Raw genomic sequence first — 21,670 nt, 5'->3', positions numbered from 1 at the left:
GGCGTAAGGGTGATCGATGCAACGCTGTTGGCGACCGCCGCCGTGTAGCTTGTCGTTCCGGCAGCGAAGGATGGACTAAGCGTGCCRCTTGACAACGAAAGGCCYGACAGGTCGGCATTCGCCGATACGGGTGCGGCACGGGTAACCGTGACYGTATAGGTCTTGGCCGTGGCACCATCCTGAGCCGTYGCCACCGTCGTGATYGTATTGGTACCGACAGCAAGCGCGATGGCGCCTGAGGCAGAACCGGAGACAACCGTCGCACCATTGACGGTTACCGTTGCAGCCGGATCCGCGACCATTGGCGTATTGGCGTAAGGGTGATCGATGCAACGCTGTTGGCGACCGCCGCCGTGTAGCTTGTCGTTCCGGCAGCGAAGGATGGACTAAGCGTGCCGCTTGACAACGACAGGCCTGACAGGTCGGCATTCGACGCAAGCAAGCGCGTGACCGCCACCGTATAGGTCTTGGTCGTCGTGCCATCCTGGGCAGTTGTCACGATCGTGATCGTATTGCTGCCGACAATCAAAGGTATGGCTGCAGAGGCGGAACCTGAGGTTACAATCGTACCGTTTATCGTTACCGTGGCCGTCGGGTCGGCGGTCGCCAGCGTGACCGTGATCGTTGACGTACCGTTGGGGACGGAGGCTGTGTAGCTTGCCGTGCCCACGTTAAAAGACGGGCTGAGCGAACCACGCGATAAGTATAGGGATCCGAGGCCGGCATTTGTAGACGGCGCGCGGCTGATATCAACCGTATAGGTCTTCGTGGTCAAGCCGTCTTCAGCAGTTACCAGGATGGTCACGGGGTTGGAGCCAACGGCAACATTGATCGCGCCGGACATTGCACCGGAGACCACCGGAATGCCGTTCACTGTTATCGTTGCATTGGCGTCTGACGCATAGGGCGTGACGCGTATCGCGGGGATGTTGTTTGCGACTGTAGAATTATAGAACAATGTTCCGGAAGAGAAGGCAGGGCTGAGGCGGCTGTTTGAAAGGCCGATCCCCACAAGTGTCGCATCAGACGATGCCGGCGGCGGCACGGAACGGGTAACTGTCGCCGTATAGGTTTTTGTTGTCGCGTCGGCCGCCGTTACCACAGTTGTGATGGTGTTGGCGCCGACTGCCAGGCTGATCGTCCCGGACGCTGACCCCGAGGTCACCGGTGTGCCGTTGACGGTGACCGTGGCCGTCGGGTCCATCACTGTTGGCATTGCCGTGATCGACGACACGCTATTGGCGACAGTGGCCGTATAACTTACCGTGCCGGCTGAAAAGGACGGAGAGAGCGGCACGCCTGACAATGTCAGGCCTGCCAGGTCGGCATTCGACGACAACGCACGATTGACGGTGATGGTATAGGTCTGCGTTGTCACGCCGTCGGCGGCAGTCACCAAGATGGTGACGGGGGTGGCGCCGACGGCAAGACTGATCGCGCCGGACGTCGCACCGGAGACTACCGGGCTGCCGTTCACCGTTATTGTTGCATTCGCCTCGGATGCATAAGGGATCACGCGCATGGATGGGATATTGTTGGCGACAAAGGCTGTATAGCTTGTCGTGCCGGGCGAAAAGGCGGAACTGAGGCTGGCGTTTGTCACACCGATCGCCCGCAGGCTCGCATCCGACGAGGGCGGTGGCGGTGCGGATCGCGTGACCGTGACTGTATACGCTCGCATGGTCGTGCCGTCCTGGGCCGTCACCACCGCGGTGATGGTGTTGCTGCCTTCGACGAGGCTGATCGAGCCGGAGGGTGAGCCCGACGTTACGCCAGTGCCGTTTACCTTGACCGTGGAGGTTGCGTCCGCGACAATCGGCGTCACTGTAACCGATGTAACTTCATTGGCAACCGTCGTCACATAGCTCACTGTACCTGAGTTGAAGGAGGGACTGAGCGAACCGCTCGACAGCACGAGATTATTGAGATCGGCATTGGCCGGGGGGCCTGCGCGGTTGTAGACCACGTTATAGGTCTGCGTCGTCGTAGCGTCTTCAGCCGTCACCTTTATGAGGATCGTGGTCAGACCGACAGGAAGACTGATGACACCGGACGAGCCATCGCCCGCCACTGGCGTTCCATTCACCGTTACGGTGGCATTCGCAGCAGATTTATAGGTCCATACCTTGGTTGCAGGCACGCCATTCGGAACGGAGACCGTGTAGTTCAAAGTACCCGCAGAAAAGCTCGGGCTCAGCGAACCCTGCAAAAGCCCGATTGCGGAAAGATTTGCGTCCGTCGAGGGCGCGGCATCGGATGACGCAGCCAGGCCGAAAAAGGTTAAAAAAAGCACAACGGCAAAAATTGCCACAGAAGTGAAACTGCGGCCTGCCCGGCCGCACTGCGAAATAAACTGATACATCTAAAACTCGCCCCCAAAAGGCTTTCCGCGCGCTCCCCAGCGCGCATAGGCCACTACAACCCGATAAATTATCGATTGATATCGTCGTAGTGATTGACGCGCGTATACGCAACTATACATAGCCAAAAAATGCAAATTACCCCAGAATTGGATTATTCATACAAGTAATGGGTCGTATTAGATTATCTTTACATAAGCACTTCATGTATCGCCTCCAGCAAGTTTTACAACCTGACTGCAACCGGATTGGTCGGCCTTTGTATGCTGAATGCAGAGATCGGCAAGCTGAATCGCAACAACGGCGCCACTGGGATGGGTGGCGTCGCTTTAACGGATTGTGGCCGCGGTAAGGCACTCACCCGGAATTTCAGAACACGGTCTGGAGTGAACCCCTCGGGCTGGACCAGCGATGCGCATCAAACTAAGCCGTCTGCTGGGCAAGTTGGGTTTCAAATTCTTCTGGTGATCGATAGCCGAACGCCGAATGAAGACGCCTGGAATTGTAGACCTGTTCAATGCCACAACGATCGTGGCGATTATCGATGCGATGAAGGATACCAATAAACCGGATGAATGCATTGCCAAATTTATTGGGGCGGTAGAACCAAAAGCAGATCCTTGGCGTCCCCATCTTCTGAATGGCTTGAGCTGCCCGCCCGGGCGATCGCGAGTCCAAGTGCCGGCGAGCTTGAGCGCAATTACTTCCACGGGCTTTATTTCGGGAGTGGAATTTTGTTCAAAGCCTCGGACGACGCTTCGGTCTTTACCATGTGGCAACCTTCCCCGAATCTCGGCGACCAACACACGCTGCGGCCGTTCCTTGAGGACCGGAACGCATCAATCGAAGTAAGATTGAGCCCCTCGAATGACATGAAGCCAACGGCTATTGCTTTCGCAGCTATCTTTCATGTTACGAATTGCATTGGCTTGGCCCAGTTGGGGCTTTTCAGGAGAATGATATGGCAGAGGCAGGGATTGCACAGACGCTTGGACCGGTGGTTGTCCTTCTCGCCTCGGCAGTGGTCGCGGTGCCCGTGTTCCGCAAAATCGGGCTCGGTTCAGTATTAGGATACTTCGCCGGCGGTCTCCTGGTTGGTCCATCGGTGCTGGCGATATTCAACGACCCCTCTACCATCCTGCACGTCTCCGAACTGGGCGTGGTGATGTTTCTGTTCCTGATCGGAATAGAAATGCGCCCGCAAAAGCTATGGGCGTTAAGGGCTCAGATCTTCGGGCTTGGCCTTGCTCAGGTCGCGCTCTGTATTGCGCTCTTGACCGGGGCCGGCCTTTTCCTGGGATTACCTCCGGCAGCGGCTTTCATCGCAGGATCTGGCTTCGTCCTGTCATCGACGGCAGTGATCATGTCTATTCTCAAGGAGCGCGGTGAGCTTGCCAGCAGCCAAGGGCAGCAAGCCGTTTCGATTTTGCTGCTCGAGGACCTGATGATCGTGCCGCTCCTGGCAATCGTCGCCTTCATGAGTGTTCCTGCAGGTGGAGAAGACCAACGCGGCATCGACTTTATCGCAATCCTTGTCGCGTTGGGCGCCATTGCGGTGGTGATTGCCGCCGGGCGCTGGCTACTCGACCCCTTCTTTGCGCTCCTCGCCCGGGCACGCAATACGGAGGTTCTGACGGCCGGCGCGCTCCTTGTGGTGTTGGGATCGGCCCTGCTGATGGAGGTAAGCGGCCTTTCGATGGCAATGGGGGCTTTCCTCGCGGGCGTTATGTTGTCGGGGTCCAGCTATCGCCACCAGATTGAAACGGATATCGATCCCTTCAAAGGCCTGCTGATGGGTTTGTTCTTCCTGGCGGTCGGGATGTCGCTTGATCTGACCGTCGTGGCCGGAAACTGGTGGATGATCCTTGCGCTGCTGGTCGCCTATGTGATTGTGAAATCGATCGGAATCTATGCTGTAGCGCGGATATTCGGTACCGCACACATTCAGGCGCTGCGTCGCGTCTCGCTGTTTGCACAAGGCGGCGAGTTCGCCTTCGTGCTCTATTCAGCTGCTACGGGTGGTGTGATTGGAGCGGCGGAGAACGCCGTCTTCTCAAGTGTCATTATTCTGTCCATGGCACTCACGCCACTGGTCCTCATCGCCGCCGATCGTTTTCTCAAGGACAAAGCGGCCTCGATGGATGGTATCGAAACCGCATATGCACTGAAGGGCCGTGTGCTGATGATCGGCTTCGGCCGCTTTGGCCAGATCGCCTCGCAGATGATGCTTACACAAGGCATTGAAGTCGCGCTCATCGATAATGACCCCGATCGCATCCGGGACGCTGAACGGTTCGGCTTTAAAGTATATTTCGGCGACGGCGCACGGCTCGACATTTTGCGCCAATCCGGCGCTGAGAATGCTGACATGGTTATGGTCTGTGTCAATGACGTAGAAGCTACGGATCGCATCGTCGAGTTGGTGGTTGAGCACTTTCCATCGTGCCGCCTTCTTGTGCGCTCTTATGATCGGGGACATTCAATCAATCTACGCAGTGCAGGGGTCGACTACGAAATCCGCGAAACCTTCGAGTCGGCACTCGTGTTCGGCGGTGCGGGGCTGAGGGTGCTCGGCATGACAGCACTTGACGTGAGTGAAGTCACTGAAGACGTCCGTCGGCGCGATGCCGAACGGCTCGATCTACAGGCACAACAGGGGCTTTTGGCGGGGGGCGACAGATTGCACGTCAAGCCGAGACCCGAGCCACTCGTTCAGCCCTGATCGTGTGGGTAAACTTGCAGTTCGGGCCGCCCTCGGCGCTGCAGCCTTCGTGTTTCCTTCATTCTCAGCATGAACGCCTATGCGACACCAGTCCTGCCCGGCGGCCTGAATTTTCCCATGACGGCGCCGATGGGAGGATGAGATTCTCGGCGCTCTCCTTCGTCCGGCCGCAGATTCTGAGCGTCGCCAGCAGCATGTACATTTCCAAGCGCTGCAATTATTCGGAATAGAGACCCAATCGAATTCAACCATGCGCCGCCTGATGACGAGCGCACGCCCCGAAGAGGAAGCCCCGTTATGAGTGCCCCGGAATACAAGTCCTTCGAACAGTCCTTGTCGGAATTCGAGAACATCGCCGCCGCCATCCCGCCGATCTCGATAAAGGAACTGAGCGCCCGCATCGCGAAGCTGCAGGGCCTGATGAAGGCGCAGGGCGCCAAGGCAGTCTATCTCGACACCTCGACCAGCCTCACCTATTTCACCGCCATCACGCTCGGTGCCAGCGAACGCCTGCATGGTGCGATCATCCCGTCTTCCGGCGCGCCGATCTATATCAGCCCGGCCTTCGAGGAGCCGAAGACCGAGACGCTGATCACCATCCGCGGTGAAATCGCCGTATGGGAGGAACATGAGGATCCGGCTCTCTTGGTCGCCGATCTGATCTGCGGGCTTTCCGCCGAAGGCGACACCCTCGCCTTCGATCCGGCAACGCCCTTCGTCTTTTCGAGCGCGATCACCAGCCATATCGGCAGCCGCCTAAAGATTACGGGCGCCAAGGAGATGATCGCTGGATGCCGGCAGATCAAATCGGCGACCGAGATCGCCATCATCCAGGCCGCGATGAGCGCCAGTCTAGGCGTCCACAAGGCCGTCTGGCAGGGTTTATATGTAGGCGTTTCGACCACTGAAGTGACTAATTTCATCTCCGCCGCACATACCAAGCTCGGCATGCGCCACATCTTCGCCGCCGCCCAGTTCGGCGAGGCGACCGCCTATCCCCATGGCGTGCCCTATCCCCAGATCTTGAAAACCGGCGACATGGTGTTGATCGACCTTGGTGCCCATATCCACCGCTATTGCTCGGATATCACTCGCACCTATGTGTTCGGCGAGCCGACTGATCGTCAACGGGAGCTTTGGAGCCTGGAGCATAAGGCCCATCGTGCGGCCTTCGATGCCGCCACGCTCGGTGTGCCTTGCGAGGACGTCGATTTCGCAGCTCGCAAGGTCCTGACCGATGCTGGCTACGGTCCGGATTACAAGGTGCCCGGTCTACCGCACCGGACCGGCCACGGGCTCGGCATGGACATGCACGAAGATCCCTATATCGTCCGAGGCAACAAAATGCCGCTGGAGCCTGGCATGGTTTTTTCTGACGAACCGATGCTCGCCCTTTACGGTGAGTGCGGCGTGCGTTTGGAAGACATTATCTACATGTCGGAAAGCGGCCCGGTCTTCTTCACCGAACCGGCCGTGTCGATCGATAAACCATTTGGCTAACCGGCTCACCTGTCATGCGACCCGGGTGACCTGACGAAATCAGACATCCTTTATCGCTACCATTTCGAACTCACGAAAGTTCAATGCGCGGCAAGCAGCTTCAATCCGGTCGAACGCCTTTGCGATTTTGGTACACGCGGCATGGGCATGCTCGAATTTCACCCGACCACGTTCAAAGCCGTCGCACAGGTCGAAACGGGTCGACATCGACGCCCTGACCGCGCTTGCCAATCAGGTTCTCAATAGCCGCGAGGCTCTTGCCGGCGTTGTCAGAGGGGACGACGACCGGGAGATGCTGGACGAGATTCTGCGCGTCGGCACCTCGGCGGGCGGCGCGCACTCCAAGGCGATCCTGGCCTGGAACGAGGAAGCCGGCGAGTTCCGTTCCGGTCAGGTGAACGGCCGGGGAAGGCTCACCTACTGGCTGATGAAGTTCGTTTAGCGGACAAGAGGCGCAAATCGGTGTTTTCGTGCCTGTAACGGCCCGGCGATCCCATGCCAGTAAGCTCTGCGATCGCATCCGCGACGGTCTCCGCTGGGATCGCACCGTAACGAGCGAGCGGACCAAACAAGACAGGCGTGAGCGTCGCGAAGATATTTTGACCGATCGACTCCCACACACGCCGCTCGCTACGACCACCGATGAGAAAGCCCGGACGGATCAGGTCAACTCGCTCAAAGCCGAGATTGCTCACTGACTCTTCGATCTTACCCTTCGTCTTGAGATAGAAGCCCGGCCCACCGGCCCCAGCCGATGTCACAAGAATAAACTGGCGTGCCCCAAGCGCGCGAGCGCCTTTCGCGACGGCAAGAACGTAGTCGTGGTCAATGCGAAACATAGCGGGTTGAGACCCGGCGGTGCGGATGGTCGTTCCCAGGCAGGAGATCGTCGTGTTGATGCCACCGGGCGCGACGTTCCCGAGGATATCCTTTGGCGATTTACAGAGTTCTTCATAGTCGATCGCATGACCAGGTGCCCCTGAGCCATGCCGGACCAGGTTCGTGAGCTCCGTGCCTGATTGCCCCGCGAGGCGGGCCTTCACAAGTCCGCCAACCAGGCCGTTGCTGCCGGCAAGAACGACGCGTTGGTTCATGCAGTGTCTCCCTCGGTAGGTTCCGGGCGCCGGTCCCCTGGTATGCAAAGTTGTCGTTCAATGAAGAGCGACTGGCACCGTGGTATCATGTCTGGCTGTATTCATCTCGCGCCAGCGGTTGGGTGACATGCCCTCCCATTCGCGAAAAGCACGATAGAAAGAAGTTGTGTCCTGATAGCCGAGCAGGCAAGCGACCTCTTCGATGTCGGTCGTCGGGTGAGGCTTCCAGTTCGCCGAGCGCAGCGCTGAAAGCCGGCGTCAGCATCTCCAGCATATCGTCCGCGCTCGATGAGAAATCTGGCTAGGCAGGCAAGCGATGACCGTCGTCGGTGTCAACCAAAAATTCTCGTCCTGCATTGACCCTGACAACATTAACGAGCCCAGCGGCGCAATTCGGCTTCTTACCTGCTGACGATGCCGCTATGATCGGGGTATGGAAACCCGTGATTGCACCGAGATCGCCGCCTGGTTGGCCGAAGCCGGCCTGCTGGGCATTCGAGACGAGGCCTCGCTGACGCGGGCATTCTGCGAACGATGCGTCGAGGCCGGAGTGCCGCTCGGCAAAGTCTTCGTGATGATCGACACGCTTCATCCGATGTATGAGGCGCGCGCGTTTTTTTGGGACGAGGATCCCGAAAACCCTTTCCGGGAAGAAGACCAAGTCGGCAGTCATGATCCGGAAGGTGCGGGTCAGTGGTCGCGTAGCCCCTTCCTGCAAATGCTGCGTCGGCGCGAGACCTCGTTGCGCTGTCGGCTCGAGCGCGGCGAAACGCACGGCTATCCAGCGATCCAGGAATTGTGTGACGCTGGTCAGACTGACTATCTGGCATTCGTCTACCGCACGCGGCAGGCAGTGCGAGTCGAAGACGTCAATGCCTTCTATGCGCGTTTCACCACGGCTCGGCCGGGCGGTTTCAGCGACGGTGATGTGGCCTGCCTGGCGCAACTTACGCCTCATCTCGGCCTCGCCATCAGGTCCGCTGCCCAAACCCGGCTGACGAAGACGCTCGCCGAAGCATATCTTGGTCGCGATGCCGGCCGGCGTGTGCTCAGCGGCGCGATTCGACATGATGCTGTGAGGCGTATCCGGGCCGTCCTCTGGTATTCGGACATCACCGGCTACACCCATCTCTCCGAGTCCGTGCAGGTCGATCAGTTGATCCCTCTGATCAACGACTATGCAGAGGGGGTGATTGAGGCGGTCAAGTCGGCCGGCGGTGATGTTCTGAAGCTGATCGGCGACGGTGTGCTGGCGATGTTTACGAGTTCCCGGCCGGAATATGCGTGCCGGGCGGCCGTTGACGCGGAGCACGATCTACGGCTGCGGCTCGGCCAGCTTGAACACCGCCGCAAAACAGAGGGCCTGCCTGTCGCTGACATCCATCTCGGTCTACATGCGGGCGATGTGTTCTACGGCAACATCGGCACGCCCGACCGGCTCGATTTCACTGTGGTTGGCCAGCCAGTCAATGAAGTAAGCCGCATCAGCGACATGTGCCAGTCCACAGGACGAAACATGCTCTGCTCCTCGGAGTTTGCCGATCTCCTGCTGGGGGAGGAACGAGACAAGCTCGTTTCGGTCGGGCGATTTGCGTTGAAAGGTGTTGGAAAAGCCAAGGAATTGTTCACGCTCGATCCAAGCCTTGCAGCCGCGGATACGACGCCGAAAATGAAGACCTCTCGCCGGCGGGCATCTGTGGCGAAGCATTGACGGGACAAGACTTGTCGCTGCGTCTGGACCCCCTGTATCAATGTGCTTCCACTGAGCGCATGCGCGTATTGGAGATCGGATGCGGCTGCAGTCCGCGACTTGCGGCGAGCCTTGAACGCCCGCTTGATAAGGACCTAGACCAAAAGCTGATAGTCCGACGACTGCCCCAAATCGGCCATTCGTACACACAAGGTTCCTATCTTCGGTCTAAAGAAGTTTTTGCAAGAAATATGTCGTGCTGGGCTCCCTAAATTGGCATCTGAGGAGAAAAAGCAGAGATGAATCCGCGTGCAATGAAAGACAGCCTTTGCCATCAACGCGCCTAATTTACGCTGTTGTTCCTCTAAGTGGCAACTTAAGCCTGTTAAAGGTGATGCAAAATTATCGATTTACCGTTGATCTGTCTTGTCTGCATACGGTAACCAAAAATCGCCTCGAGATTGTCTTTGGTCAAAACCTCGTAGGGCGTGCCGTCGGCGATCACCCGCCCATCACGAAGTGCGACGATGCGATCCGCGTAGGCTGCCGCTTGATTGATGTCGTGTAGAACGATGATGGCGGTACGCTGCTTTTCGTCGGCAATCGTCCGAAGCGAGCGCATTAATTGCCGGGCATGGAACATGTCGAGGTTATTCAACGGCTCGTCTAGCAGAAGATAGTCCGTTCCCTGGCAGAAGGTCATCGCGACCATGGCCCGTTGTCTCTGGCCGCCGGATAGCGTGTCGATGAACCGATCAGCGAGTGACTGGAGTTCGAACTGCGCCAGAGCCGCATCGACCAGTGCGAGATCGTTGTTGTCCGGCCGCCCATGATGGTGCGGAAAACGGCCGAAGCCGACCAGTTCGCGGACGGTGAGACGGCTGGCAACGGCGCCGTCCTGGCGAAGGATGGCGAGGCGCTGCGCAAGGATGCGGCTGGGCGTGGTATCGACAGGCAACCCGTCGATCACGATCCGGCCTGTCTGAAGCGGCTGCAACCGCGCGATCAGCGAAAACAGGCTGGATTTTCCAGCGCCGTTTGGTCCGACCAGTGCCGTAATGCCGCCCTTCGGCAAGGACAGGTTGATATCGCGCAGGATCGGCGCATCGCGATAGGATAGCGAGACATTCTCAATCTGGATCATTTGCGGCTTCCGGTGACTAGCAATAGCAGAAAGACAAGGCCGCCGACGAATTCGATCACCACGCCAAGCGTCGAGGCGCCTCCGAGGCCGTGCTGCAGCATTGCCTGCCCGCCGACCAGGATGATGATGGCAATCAGAGTTGCGGTGGGCAAAAGCAGGGCGTGGCGCTGGGTCCGCATCAGGCGTTCGGCAAGTGCCGCTACCAGCAATCCGAAGAACGCCACCGGCCCGACGAGTGCCGTCGAGACGGCGACAAGCAAGGCAACGAGTAACAGCAGGCCAGCGGCGGCCTTCGTCCAGTTGACCCCAAGACCGATGGCGGTCTCCCGCCCCAACCCGATAATGTCGAGCACATGCCGTGCGCGCCAACAGAGAACGGCGGCACTCAGGGTCGCAATCGTTGCGAGGATGGTGAGGTCGGCTCGCAGCGTGTTGAAGTTTGCAAAGCTCGCTGTCTGCACCACGGCAAAGACATTGGGATCGAGCATCCGGGACAGAAGGGTCGACAGGCTGCGAAAGAGGAGTCCCAGCGTGACGCCCATCAACAGCATCAGGTTCATATCCATTCGCGATCTCAGCAGTGGCCACAACAAAAGCATCGCAAGGGCGATCATCAGCAGCACTTCGGCGCCAAACTTCATGCCGCCGTTCAGGCTGATATAACCGATGCCGCCAAGCGAAAAGACCAATGCCGTCTGGCCGAAAAGATAAAGAGCATCGAGCCCCATGATCGATGGCGTCAGGATGCGATTTGCCGTTACCGTCTGGAACAGTATCGTCGAGAGGGAAATCGAAACGGCAACCTGCACCAGTGCCAGCAGCTTCAGTCCCCGCAATTGAAGCACAAACGCGATATTGCCCCTGAGCCCGACGGTCATGAAGGCAAGCACGGCGACGAGGGCAGTGGCCGTGAGCAGAATCAACCGGCGATCAGGCATGTGCCGCCCGGCTGAACATCAGCCGCAGGAACAGGAAGGCGCCGACGACGCCCATGACCGTTGCGACAGGGATTTCGTAGGGATAACGCAGCACGCGCCCGAGCACGTCGCAACCAAGCACCAGCGTGCCGCCACTCAGCGCCACCCACGGGATCGTACCGCGCAGGTTGTCACCCATCAGGCGCGACACGAGGTTCGGCACAACAAGGCCGACAAACGGGATGATACCGACGATCACCACCGTCAGCGCCGAGATGATCGAGACGATGACTAGCCCTAGCTGCAGCGTACGCTGATAACTGAGGCCGAGCCCGATGCTCACATCGCGGCCAAGCGAAAGCACCGTAAGCCGGTCGGCGGCCCACCAGGCGATAGCCACCATGATCGCAGTTCCCCAGAGCAGTTCGTAGCGTCCGCGCACGACGCCGGAAAACTCGCCATTGGTCCAGATATCGACGAACTGCAACAGATCCGTCTGCCAGCCGACGAACGTCACAACCGACCCGATCACGCCGCCGTATACGAGGCCGAAGAGCGGCACGAGATAGGGCTGTGTCGGCGGCAGCCGGTGGGCGGTCATCATGAACAAGGAAGTGCCGAGCAGGGCGAGAGTGCTGGCAGCCAGCATTTTCACGGCGAGCGTTGCTGCCGGAAAAGCAAGCGTCATGATCAGGATGCCGAGGGCGGCACTCTGCGCCGTTCCGGCGGTCGAAGGCTCGACGAAACGATTGCGCACCATGGCCTGCATGATGAGGCCGGCAATGGCGAGTGCAGCTCCGGTCAGCACTGCCGCAATCGTTCTCGGCAGGCGGCTGGCGAAAAGCAGCTGGATCGCGTCCGGATCGGCGAAGACCCGCGACGGCGAAAACTCTCCGGCACCGATGAAGATACTCAAGGTCACAAGCACGCCAAAGGCCGCACAAGCGGCCAGTTTTGCCAGACCATGTTTTGTTGTCTGTCCTACGGTCATTGCGCCTTGGAGTATGCGGCGGTGATGACAGTGAATACCCGGCTCATCGCCTGGACACCACCGGCTGCGATGTAGAAATCCCCGGCCGGCAGGTAGATGACCTGGCCCTTTTTCCAGGCCGTGGTTTCTTTCACCAGTTCGTTGTCAAGCGTTGCCTTGGCGTTCTGGTCTTTCGATGCGATCGCGGCGGCTCGGTCGAGAACGAGAAGCCAGTCCGGATTGGCATTGCGGATGAATTCAAACGATACCGCTTCGCCATGGGTTGCCGCCTCGACATCCGGGACCGCAGCCGGCAGGCCGAGTGCCGCGTGCACCCAGCCGAAGCGCGATCCCGGTCCATAGGCAGTCACCTTCGGGCCATTGGTCATGATGATTAGCGCCTTGCCCTTGCCGGTAACGGCGGCGCGGGCTTTGTCGACCACAGCGTCCAGCGCCTTTGCGGTGGTCTCAGCTTCCGCCTGCCTGCCGAACAGCGCCCCATAGCTCGACAGCCGCGTTTTTGCCTGCTTCAGAAGATCATCGCCATCCATGGTCATGTCGATTGTCGGCGCGACCTGCGACGTCGCTTCGACCTGTGGCGAGGATCGCCCGCCAAGGATGATGAGATCTGGCTGAAGCTCGCTCAAGGCCTCGAGATTGGGTTCGAAAATGTCGCCGACGACCGTCGATCCGTCCTTCAGATGCGCCAGTTCCGGCAAGTAAAGATTGGATGGAAGGCCGGCGATCTTGATGCCGAGGCTATCCAGCGTATCGATCGCCGCGATGTCGAACACGGCTATCTTGGCCGGTGTCGCCGCGATCGAGACCGGGCCTTTCGCCGTCTCGAGATCGGCGGTGATGGCGTTGCCTGCAAAGGCGAACACCAGAAGTCCTGCGAGGGATGTAGTTTTAATCCTGATCATCTTTGTCTTCCTAGAAATTGACTGTCGCCGAGCCGGCCGGATACCAAACGAGCGGGCCGGCATTTTCTCGGAATGCAAACCGCAGGAGATGATCCTCGATGACGGATTTCGTATCGCTCAGGTTGGTGTCGTCGGGGGAAAGCACGCGGATATGCAATCCATCGGACTTCGCTTTGAGATATCCGGTTCCGCATGAAAACCTGAGTTCACCTTGATCCCCTGATTGAGTGACGCCGATCTTGTGGGCAAAATGCTTGCAGAGCTGGGTCAGATATTTCTGGCCATTTTCCGTCGCAAAACGGGTTGTCGCTTCTCGCATCGGAATTCCTGTTTTTCAGCTTTTTGGTCGCAGAAAGCGGGGCCCCACCCCGCTCCCTGTAGTCTGTGCCGGCGTTGTCGGGCATTCAGATCGAGATGATCAGAACGTTGCCTTGGCCGTTAGGATGAAGGCGCGGCCTTGTTCGTAGAGCGGGGTGACAGTTCCGAATTCCTGTCCGTACGTGGCGCGATCGGAATAGGTTTCGTCGAAGATGTTTTTCAGATCGGCGCGGAACGTCAGGTTCGGCCGGGCCGGCGGCCTGTATTCGACGAAGGCGTTGAAGACCTGGTAGCCGTCAAACGGTTTGCTGCCGGCCGCGACGTCATCATAGTCGAGCGCAATTTCGGCATCGGCCCCAACCGTCACGCCCCAGTCGGTAAACGTATGGATCGCCTGTAGCGTGATGATTTCGCCGGCCGGTGCAGCCAGATAGGTGCCGAGATCGGAATCAGCCGGCTGGCCGTTGATCTCAACGTCGATATTGGCGTACTTCACCTTAAAATTGCCATCACCCCAACTGTAGCCGCCGCCAATTTCAAACCCTCTTGAGCGAACGTCCTGCGTCCTGATGGCAGGCAGGTTCGGGTCGCCGGCGGGAAGGGAGTAACGCGGCGAGCGGGCGTCATCGAGATTGGTCTGGAAGATGCTTCCTTCAATCGTGAAGTCGTTGTAGTTGGCTTCCAGCCCTACATTGTAGTTGTCGGCGGTCACAGGTTCGGGACCGCTGCCATAATCCCAGTTGGGATTGACGATGAAGTTTTCCGCAAGCGGAACGCCACCCCAGACATGCGAGTAGCCGGCTTTTGCGATGAGGACGTCCTCAATGAGATCGTACTCGCCGGAGACGTTACCGCTGAAGCCAGAGTTGTTCCATTCCTCGCCGGTCGTACCGGTGAATTTCTGGGTATCGCCGCGTCCGCCGAAGGAAAGCCGCGTTCTTTCCCACGGTTCGATGCGGGCCTGCGCATAGATGCCGACATTGCGGGATTTTTCAGTGCCCGGATCGAACTGGTCCTCGAGTTCCGCCTTGTCGTTGTAGAAATCCACACCCGCGATGACATTGCCGATGTCGAAGGAAAATTTGTTTTCGAACTTGCCGTTGAAGCTTTCCGTGGTGCCCACGGCGTCATAGGGCGGGAGGGCCAACCGTGGGGGCAGAAAGACCGGAATTTCCAGCTCCGTCTTACTGTAGGCAAGCACGAGCTTCGGATCCCACCAGCCCTCTGGCGTGCTGTCCGTGTAGGTAAATACGGTGTTCTGGCGGTCGAGTGTATAGTCGCGAACCCGCGGTTCCCATGGCGGACGGCCATCAATGAACCCGGTATTGGCGCGGTAGGGCCGCGGCGCATCGTCGTGCACACGCTCGTGGCTGATTTCCACCCGGTCGCCGCTCTCGAATTCGTAGGCCAGCTTTCCGAGGCCGCTCAGGATATCGGTGCTGGTTCCTTCGACATCAATGCCGTTGCCCGCCTTGAAGTCGTTGCCTTCGCCAAAATTGAAGGCGCCGAGGAATTCCAGCCCGTCGTGCAGGCCGTAGGCGGCAAGGCCGGTGGTGACCGTATCGCTGTTGAAATTATAGCTCGAGGTGACGAACCCGCCGAGGCCGTCGCCGTCCAGGAGGTCGCGGGCGTCCTTGGTCTCATAGGCAATCGCACCGCCGAGCGCACCCGGACCGGCATCTGCCGGTGCGACACCAGCATCGACGCCGACAGCCTTGAGCAGGCTGGGATCGATCAGGTTGGTTCCGCTATGATGGAAAACCTTGTTGTTCTGGCGGCTGCCGTCGACTGTTACCGCGAGATTGGTTTCCTCGATGCCATGGACATAGACCTTCTGTGCCATCGGCAGGGAGCTTCCGACGGAAATGCCCGGCTCGCCGGCAAAGACGTCGGCGATATTGGCGGGATTCTTCTGCTCAAGGTCTTCAGCCGAAATCTGGATTTCGCCGGCCCCAAGACGGCCGTTGCCGCCGAAAACGGAGATCGGGTCGAGTGCCGTGGCACCGGCAACACTCACCCCTCCGTCCGCGCCACCGGCAGTCGAAGTTGCCGATCCGATGACCGCTGTCCCACCGGAAATCTGATAGGTTATGCCTGTGCCGGATAGGAGCTGCGCCAGCGCTTGTCGCGGCTCAAGCGTCCCGTTGACGGCGTTTGACTGGACGCCCCGTGAGGTGGAAGCGGCAAGCGTTACCTGCAGGCCGGATTGCCGGCCGAAGGCATTCAGCGCGCTGGCCAGCGATTGGGAGGGGATGTTGAATGTACGGGCGTTGCTGATGCGCGCGGTTCTCTCTTGAGCGGACGCGCTATTCAGCGAGCCCATGGCAAGGGCCGACAGTCCGACGATCGCCGTTGTGGCAAGCAGGCGCAAGCCGATGGCACGACGGCTTCCTGTTTGCGAGATTACATTTCCATTCCGGCATTTCGGCGAACCCATCTTGACCCCGTCTCGGTTTGCGGCGCGCTGCCCCAGCGTGCGTTTCCCACCAAAGACGACCAGCTGCGGATTTTTTTTCACCCTGTCCGCATTTTTGCTGATTATTTTTGTCAGCTTAGAATCTGGTCAGCACGCGCCCGTAAGGCGTTGCCTCCCAAATCCTGCCGCCGAACGGCTTCACCATGGCCTCAAGAGCGCTGTCGGGATTGTCGAGATCGTAGAGCCCGGTCACTCTCTGGCCGGCCAACGCCGCGTCAGGCACGCTGATCCAGGCCGGATGATATCGCTGCAGCCGCTCGGTCGCGACGGCGATCGTGACGTCGTTGATAAACATCTTTCCGGTTCGCCAGGCGCCGATTTCCTCCGGCGCAATGGTCCCGCGTGTTACGATACCTGTATCGCGGTCGACCGCCGCTATCTCGCCGGGGGCAAGCTCGAAGTTCTGTTTGTGGTCCCGTTCGCCGTAGGAAACGGCAACGGTGCCGCGCGCCAATTCGACTGTTGTTTCATGCCCTCCCAATTGCACGTCGAAAGCCGTTCCGAGGACGGCAACGGAAACCCCGCCGGCATCGACCGTAAAGGGGCGGCGTTCGTCATGGGCGACATCGAAGAAGGCCTCGCCGGACAAGAGTGTCACGCGCCGGACGGATGCGGTGATCTCGGTGGTAATGGCGCTGTCGCCGCCCATCTGGATGACGGTTCCATCCTCGAGCCTCAGCGTTCGGCTCTCGGCTGTCTCCGTTACGTGATCGGCTCTTAGCCGCAGAAGGACGGAAGGGCCGGCAAGAAGGGCGACTGCACAGGCTGCAAGCGCCAGCGTCGCCCCGGCGACGGTCCTTTTCCATGTACGGCGCACCGGCACGGATGCTGCGGTGAGAGCTTTCGGCTTCCAGAGGTGCTCATAGGCTGGCGCGCCTTCACCCAGCAGTCTCCAGGTCTTCAGCGCCTGTTCAAAGGCGCGTTCGTGCTCCGGCGAACGGGAGATCCAAACCTGGAAGTCCTGGTGCGTCTGCGGACAGTTCGGCCGATCCTTGAGGTCGAGAAACCAACCCATGGCTTCTTCCAGTATTCCTGGCGATATGTGGTTGTCCTGGTTCAAAATACTTCCTGCGCCGCTCGGGCCATGTCCTTTGGGACATTTTCTAACCGAATCATCCCCTATTCTACAAAGACGAACTGCGGCCGATTTTTTTTCACCCGCATTGCGGTATTCTACGATGCATTCGCCATCAACATGGTTGCCACCCGCAACATGGCCGTGCGCACATGGCGATGGGCGGTTGCAACCGAGATGTCCAGATACGCGGCGATTTCTTCCAGATTGTAACCTCCGAACCGGTGCATCTCGAGGGCGATGCGGATATCGGCTGGAAGGTCGCTCAGAACCCGCGCGATCTGTTTTACTTCATCCGCGACAACAACAAAGTCTTCCGGTGTGGGCGCTGTGGTCGGTATCGACCAAAACGGTGGTTCGGTCTGCTTTTCGCGGATCTCGATTTTTTGACGCTTGAGAAAATCGAAGCAAAGATTGCGGACGATTTTATAGAGATAAGCAAGTGTTTCTGCTGGAGTGCCGGTATTTCTGTTGGCCGGGGCGAACCGCAGGAAGGCATCTTGTACGACGTCCTCCGCCACCTCCCGTGATCCGAGAATGCGCATGGCATAGGCAATTAATGCCGTTCGGTTGGCGATGTAGACCGCGTGGCGTGTTTCAACGTCGATCATGGTCCCAGTCCAAGCAAGTCAGGTTCGATCCAATGGGAGTATTGGCGCATATCGTCTCTACCGGTACTCATCGGTTCATCCTGGTTGCTGCCAGGCTCGAAAGAGCATCGGCTCTGGAAATATGCATTATTACTGGATTGTAATTATCATGTTTATTTTTGGGGTCCACTCCCGTTTCACAGTTTTGCCGACCGATAACCGTTGGTTCGCGGGTTGTGCGTTCCAAGGGCCATCCGTATCCTGGCCCCGCCAGGCCGTAACAAATGGCCTGTGTAGCGGCGGCACATGCTATTGCCGCCACGGTCCGATCCACGCGATTGTCTTGGATGGCCGGCCCGTCACGAGATATTGAATTGATGGAAGGAATGTGGCTCTTCAGAATTGATTGCAAACAGGGATGGTGAAAGAAGGCAGCGCATCTCTTTATGTTGTCAAAGAGCCAAATCGCCCCCATACGGCGATCATCCATGGCGCCATATCAAGAACTGGATCACAGCTGAATGCGCATACGTTATGGCCTGCTTTCAATTTTTCTGGCAATCGCGCCATCGGCATATGCTCTGGAGGCTGGGCTGCCGCCCGTTTTGGAGCCGCTGCAGCAACAGGCGCAAGCTGCTCGCTTAAGTGCGCAATTTCTCACGCGTTTCGGTTACAGGCCAATACCACTTGATGACGCCTTATCTGCCAAGATTATGACTCGATTCATCAAGTCTCTGGATCCGGAACGGATGATGTTCCTCCAGGCAGACATCGACAGGTTCACGGTTGACAGCGCCAATATTGACGATGCGATTAAACGGCAAGACTTGCGAATCCCGTTTTCCATTTTCAACGTGTTTGAACAGCGCATCGTCGAGCGTATGAAATATGCACGCGCCCTGCTCAAAACGAACTTCGATTTCGGTGTGCAGGAAGTTTACTCGGTGTTGCGCGATGATGCTCCCTGGCCGCAATCGGTGGCAGAAAGCGACGATCTTTGGCGCAAACGTGTCAAGAGCGATTGGCTTCGGCTGAAACTGGCGGGAAAATCAGATGTCGCCATTCGTGATACGCTTGACAAACGCTATCAGAACTTCCTTGAGCGCGCTTTCAAATATAAGAGCGAGGATGTCTTCCAGTTTTTCATGGATGCCTACACGGGGTCGGTTGATCCACACACGGACTATTTAGGCGCGAGGGCTGCTGCTGAGTTCGATATTTCCATGAGGCTTTCGCTTGTTGGAATTGGGGCAGTGTTGCAGGAACGTGACGACTACACCACGATCCGTGAACTCGTCCCGGGCGGTCCGGCGCAATTGTCCGGAAAACTCTTGGTCGGTGACCGTATCACTGGTGTCGGACAAGGCCAGAATGGTCCGATCAGGGAAGTGGTTGGCACACGCCTTGATGAAATCGTACAAATGATACGTGGTAAAAAAGACTCCGTCGTGCGGTTGGAAATATTGCCTGCGGATGCAGGACCAGACGGCAGCCATCGCGTCATCACTCTTACGCGCGATAAGATAAGTCTTGAAAAACAGGCCGCGAGAAAATCCATTCTATTCATAAAGGATGGCGGCACGCAGCGCAAAATCGGAGTGATCACTCTGCCGGCATTTTATGAGGATTTCGAATCGCGGCGAAAAGGCGACCCCGATTATAGAAGTGCCAGCCGCGATGTTGGAGAGCTTCTTGACGAACTGAAGCAGGACCGTGTCGATGGCGTTGTTGTCGATCTGCGCAATAATGGCGGCGGGTCATTGACCCAAGCAATTGAAGTCACCGGGCTCTTCGTCGGGAAAGGTCCGGTGGTTCAGCAACGCGGTGCCAATGGCAAGGTGGAGGTGGGGAGCAATAATTTCTCCAAGCCTGCATGGACAGGTCCGGTTGGTGTTTTGATCAATCGCGGTTCGGCATCCGCCTCTGAGATTTTCGCCGCAGCAATTCAGGACTACGGCCGCGGCGTGATCGTCGGCGAGCCCAGTTTTGGCAAGGGCACCGTGCAAACTGTGGTCAATCTTGACAAGACGGCGAACAACAGCAAACCGAAATTTGGCGAGATGAAATTAACGATCGCTCAGTTTTTCCGGGTAAACGGCGGGACAACCCAGCTGCGCGGCGTGACCCCGGATATCAATCTTCCGGGTTTTTCGGACCCGAAGAGCTTTGGTGAAGCAAGCTACGATAATGCACTGCCATGGCAGCAGATCAAACCTGCGAAATATGTACCGGCCGGAAATTTATCAGCTGTGCTACCGCAACTGCAAACCCGTCACGATGCCCGCGTTCGCAACGATCAGGATTTTCAGCGCTTTGTTGAAGATATTGCCGAATTGAAAGCCCAGCGCGAGAAAAGTGTTGTTTCCCTCAACCTAACCGAACGCCGGAACGAACTGGCTGCTCAGGCAAAGCGTTTCAAGGCAAGACCGGAAATCAATGATGGTGTGAACCTTGATGCAGATGATGGGCTGCAAGCAAATGAACGCAGCCTGAGCGCCGATATTGCAATCGAAAACGCCCGTAAGAATGCCAAGGATGTGCTGCTTAACGAAGCTGCCGCCATTCTTGCCGATGGGGCGGATTTGCAGAAAAGTGTGCGATAAGCCGTTCAAGCTGCTGACGATATCCCGGGCGATGCCGTGTGCGTCGGCATGCTGGCTATACCGAGTGCCTCGATCGTCCGGCGCGCATCGCCGGCATTGGTCCGTTAGGGTGCTGGCTTCAGAAGCCGAGGCATTGTGATATTGAACAGCTGTTCCGTCCGAAAGCACACTGAAGCAAGCTTCAGCCGCAAAGTGGTTTTACATCTGGGTTATTATGGCGACGCGGCACCTTCCGAACCATATCTACTTCTGGAATACGCCCAGATTGATAAGTTGTACACGCCTGTTGCTTGAGGCGGCATTGTCGGACCCAGGGATAGGAAGGTACTCTCCCACGCCGATGGAATAGAGGCGTTTTGGGCCGACGGCGAATGTGGTTGCCAATGCTTCCTTTATCGCGGCTGCGCGCTGATCGCTCAGTTCGAGATTGTGTTTCTCATTCCCTGTAGAGCTGGCATGACCGACAACGAGGAACTTGTAATCCCACAAGTTCGGATGGTGCAGCGCATCGGCAAGGAGCCCAAGCGTGCGATACGATTTTGGATCGATGGCGACTGAATCGTTTTCGAAATTTATCTCGACGACCATCTGGGGTAGTTTGGCGATTTTCTTCCAGTTGGGAAGCGCCGACATTGGTTGGTCCCGGCCGTCGATTGCCTCCTGCCGAAGAATCTCTAGGTCTATCGCCGGCGCAGCCATGGTCAGTTTGCCGAGCCCTTCGACAATCCGCTCTTGGGATACCTCCTGGCTTAATGCAGCCGCTGGGGTGAGAAATGTGGCGGCGACAAGGAACAGTATTTTTGAAAGAGCCTGGCGCATCGGCTTATCTCCATCCCGCATCGGTAAGCACCTGACTGCATTCTTCACTGACCCGCTTTTTCTTGATCAGGCAATTGAGGATAAAGCCATCTCCCTCGACACCGCCGCAACTCTTGATCATATCCCGCTGACACACTTTTTCATATGAAGTCTGGGCATGCTCGCGCTTGGTGATCGATTGGAACACATCAGCGATCGTCCCCTTGCATGTCGGCGAAACCCGGTCCGAGTTCTGCTGCAGGCACGCAGCAATTCTACCGCTGCCAAGGTTCAAACCTCTGCATAGCTTCTTGATATCAGAACCGCAGTCGTCCGCGAGTTTCGTGACGGCGTCTGCGTAGCTTAGTGTCTGTGCAGGCGCGGGCGCTGCAAAGTTGAGTGTCGAGAAGACAAACGCTGCGAAAAGAACCTTAGTTGTCAACTTTTTACCCTCGTTTTCGCACGGAAGCGAGTGACGTCGATGAGCAAG

The 21,670-nt window shown here is 57.9% G+C and carries 18 protein-coding genes and 1 pseudogene; 5 read left to right on the top strand and 14 right to left on the bottom strand.

Annotated features, from left to right (window positions below):
- Positions 1-302 (bottom strand): cadherin-like beta sandwich domain-containing protein (locus ASD36_RS30405; protein WP_162252470.1); only part of this gene is annotated, 302 nt, incomplete at its 3' end.
- Positions 275-2,362, bottom strand: a complete 2,088-nt coding sequence (locus ASD36_RS28805) for a cadherin-like beta sandwich domain-containing protein (RefSeq protein ID WP_060641758.1) — start codon at positions 2,360-2,362, stop codon at positions 275-277. The genes ASD36_RS30405 and ASD36_RS28805, both read right to left, overlap by 28 nt.
- Before the next feature lie 959 nt (positions 2,363-3,321).
- On the opposite strand from ASD36_RS28805, the gene ASD36_RS28795 reads away from it, so the two are divergent.
- From ASD36_RS28795 to ASD36_RS30870, 3 genes are all read left to right on the top strand, one after another.
- On the top strand, positions 3,322-5,082 hold the full coding sequence (locus ASD36_RS28795; RefSeq protein WP_060509524.1) for a monovalent cation:proton antiporter-2 (CPA2) family protein: 1,761 nt from the start codon (positions 3,322-3,324) through the stop codon (positions 5,080-5,082).
- Between the two features lie 297 nt (positions 5,083-5,379).
- The gene (locus ASD36_RS28790) at positions 5,380-6,582 is read left to right on the top strand and encodes a Xaa-Pro peptidase family protein (protein WP_060509522.1); all 1,203 of its coding nucleotides are present in this window, start codon (positions 5,380-5,382) and stop codon (positions 6,580-6,582) included.
- Between the two features lie 127 nt (positions 6,583-6,709).
- Positions 6,710-7,024 (top strand): hypothetical protein, encoded by a 315-nt coding sequence (locus tag ASD36_RS30870; RefSeq protein WP_156393930.1) that lies wholly within the window; start codon positions 6,710-6,712, stop codon positions 7,022-7,024.
- On the opposite strand, the gene ASD36_RS28785 is transcribed toward ASD36_RS30870, so the two are convergent.
- On the bottom strand, positions 6,996-7,676 hold the full coding sequence (locus ASD36_RS28785) for a hypothetical protein (protein ID WP_060509520.1): 681 nt from the start codon (positions 7,674-7,676) through the stop codon (positions 6,996-6,998). The genes ASD36_RS30870 and ASD36_RS28785 overlap by 29 nt on opposite strands.
- A 57-nt stretch (positions 7,677-7,733) precedes the next feature.
- Positions 7,734-7,892: pseudogene (locus tag ASD36_RS30400) on the bottom strand (helix-turn-helix domain-containing protein); the annotation flags it as partial.
- A 217-nt stretch (positions 7,893-8,109) separates the two neighbouring features.
- Between ASD36_RS30400 and ASD36_RS28780 the strand changes: the two are divergent.
- Positions 8,110-9,387: an adenylate/guanylate cyclase domain-containing protein gene (locus ASD36_RS28780; RefSeq protein WP_082562863.1), complete on the top strand. Its 1,278-nt coding sequence runs from the start codon at positions 8,110-8,112 to the stop codon at positions 9,385-9,387.
- Positions 9,388-9,751: 364 nt separating this feature from the next.
- Here ASD36_RS28780 and ASD36_RS28775 read toward each other — a convergent pair whose 3' ends face one another.
- The 8 genes from ASD36_RS28775 to ASD36_RS28740 all read right to left on the bottom strand — a co-directional run bounded on the left by ASD36_RS28775 (position 9,752) and on the right by ASD36_RS28740 (position 17,800).
- Positions 9,752-10,510 carry an ATP-binding cassette domain-containing protein gene (locus ASD36_RS28775; protein ID WP_060509518.1) on the bottom strand — a complete coding sequence of 253 codons (759 nt, stop codon included), beginning with the start codon at positions 10,508-10,510 and terminating at the stop codon, positions 9,752-9,754.
- On the bottom strand, positions 10,507-11,448 hold the full coding sequence (locus ASD36_RS28770) for an iron chelate uptake ABC transporter family permease subunit (RefSeq protein ID WP_060509516.1): 942 nt from the start codon (positions 11,446-11,448) through the stop codon (positions 10,507-10,509). Before ASD36_RS28770 ends, ASD36_RS28775 begins: the two co-directional genes overlap by 4 nt.
- Entirely contained in the window at positions 11,441-12,418 is a 978-nt protein-coding gene (locus ASD36_RS28765; protein ID WP_060509514.1) for an iron chelate uptake ABC transporter family permease subunit, read from the bottom strand. The genes ASD36_RS28770 and ASD36_RS28765 overlap by 8 nt, the downstream gene beginning before the upstream one ends.
- Positions 12,415-13,320, bottom strand: a complete 906-nt coding sequence (locus ASD36_RS28760; protein ID WP_060509512.1) for a siderophore ABC transporter substrate-binding protein — start codon at positions 13,318-13,320, stop codon at positions 12,415-12,417. The genes ASD36_RS28765 and ASD36_RS28760 overlap by 4 nt, the downstream gene beginning before the upstream one ends.
- Positions 13,321-13,330: 10 nt before the next feature.
- Positions 13,331-13,639: a DUF2218 domain-containing protein gene (locus ASD36_RS28755; RefSeq protein ID WP_060509510.1), complete on the bottom strand. Its 309-nt coding sequence runs from the start codon at positions 13,637-13,639 to the stop codon at positions 13,331-13,333.
- Positions 13,640-13,738: 99 nt separating this feature from the next.
- Positions 13,739-16,156 carry a TonB-dependent receptor gene (locus tag ASD36_RS28750; RefSeq protein WP_347360147.1) on the bottom strand — a complete coding sequence of 806 codons (2,418 nt, stop codon included), beginning with the start codon at positions 16,154-16,156 and terminating at the stop codon, positions 13,739-13,741.
- 34 nt (positions 16,157-16,190) lie between these two features.
- Positions 16,191-17,129, bottom strand: coding sequence for a FecR family protein (locus tag ASD36_RS28745; RefSeq protein ID WP_060509508.1), 939 nt, complete (start codon positions 17,127-17,129; stop codon positions 16,191-16,193).
- 158 nt (positions 17,130-17,287) lie between these two features.
- Entirely contained in the window at positions 17,288-17,800 is a 513-nt protein-coding gene (locus tag ASD36_RS28740; protein WP_060504541.1) for a sigma-70 family RNA polymerase sigma factor, read from the bottom strand.
- A 500-nt stretch (positions 17,801-18,300) separates the two neighbouring features.
- Between ASD36_RS28740 and ASD36_RS28735 the strand changes: the two genes are divergently transcribed.
- On the top strand, positions 18,301-20,382 hold the full coding sequence (locus ASD36_RS28735) for a carboxy terminal-processing peptidase (RefSeq protein ID WP_060509506.1): 2,082 nt from the start codon (positions 18,301-18,303) through the stop codon (positions 20,380-20,382).
- 243 nt (positions 20,383-20,625) lie between these two features.
- Here ASD36_RS28735 and ASD36_RS28730 read toward each other — a convergent pair whose 3' ends face one another.
- Together ASD36_RS28730 and ASD36_RS28725 are read right to left on the bottom strand one after the other, a co-directional pair.
- Positions 20,626-21,201 (bottom strand): OmpA family protein, encoded by a 576-nt coding sequence (locus ASD36_RS28730; RefSeq protein ID WP_060509504.1) that lies wholly within the window; start codon positions 21,199-21,201, stop codon positions 20,626-20,628.
- Positions 21,202-21,205: 4 nt separating this feature from the next.
- Positions 21,206-21,622 (bottom strand): cysteine rich repeat-containing protein, encoded by a 417-nt coding sequence (locus tag ASD36_RS28725; protein WP_060509502.1) that lies wholly within the window; start codon positions 21,620-21,622, stop codon positions 21,206-21,208.
- Positions 21,623-21,670 lie beyond the last annotated feature (48 nt).

Source organism: Rhizobium sp. Root1334, assembly GCF_001426665.1.
GTDB lineage: Bacteria > Pseudomonadota > Alphaproteobacteria > Rhizobiales > Rhizobiaceae > Pararhizobium.
The sequence above is the reverse complement of the archived record's forward strand: the minus strand, read 5'-3'. Positions and strand labels throughout refer to the sequence as shown.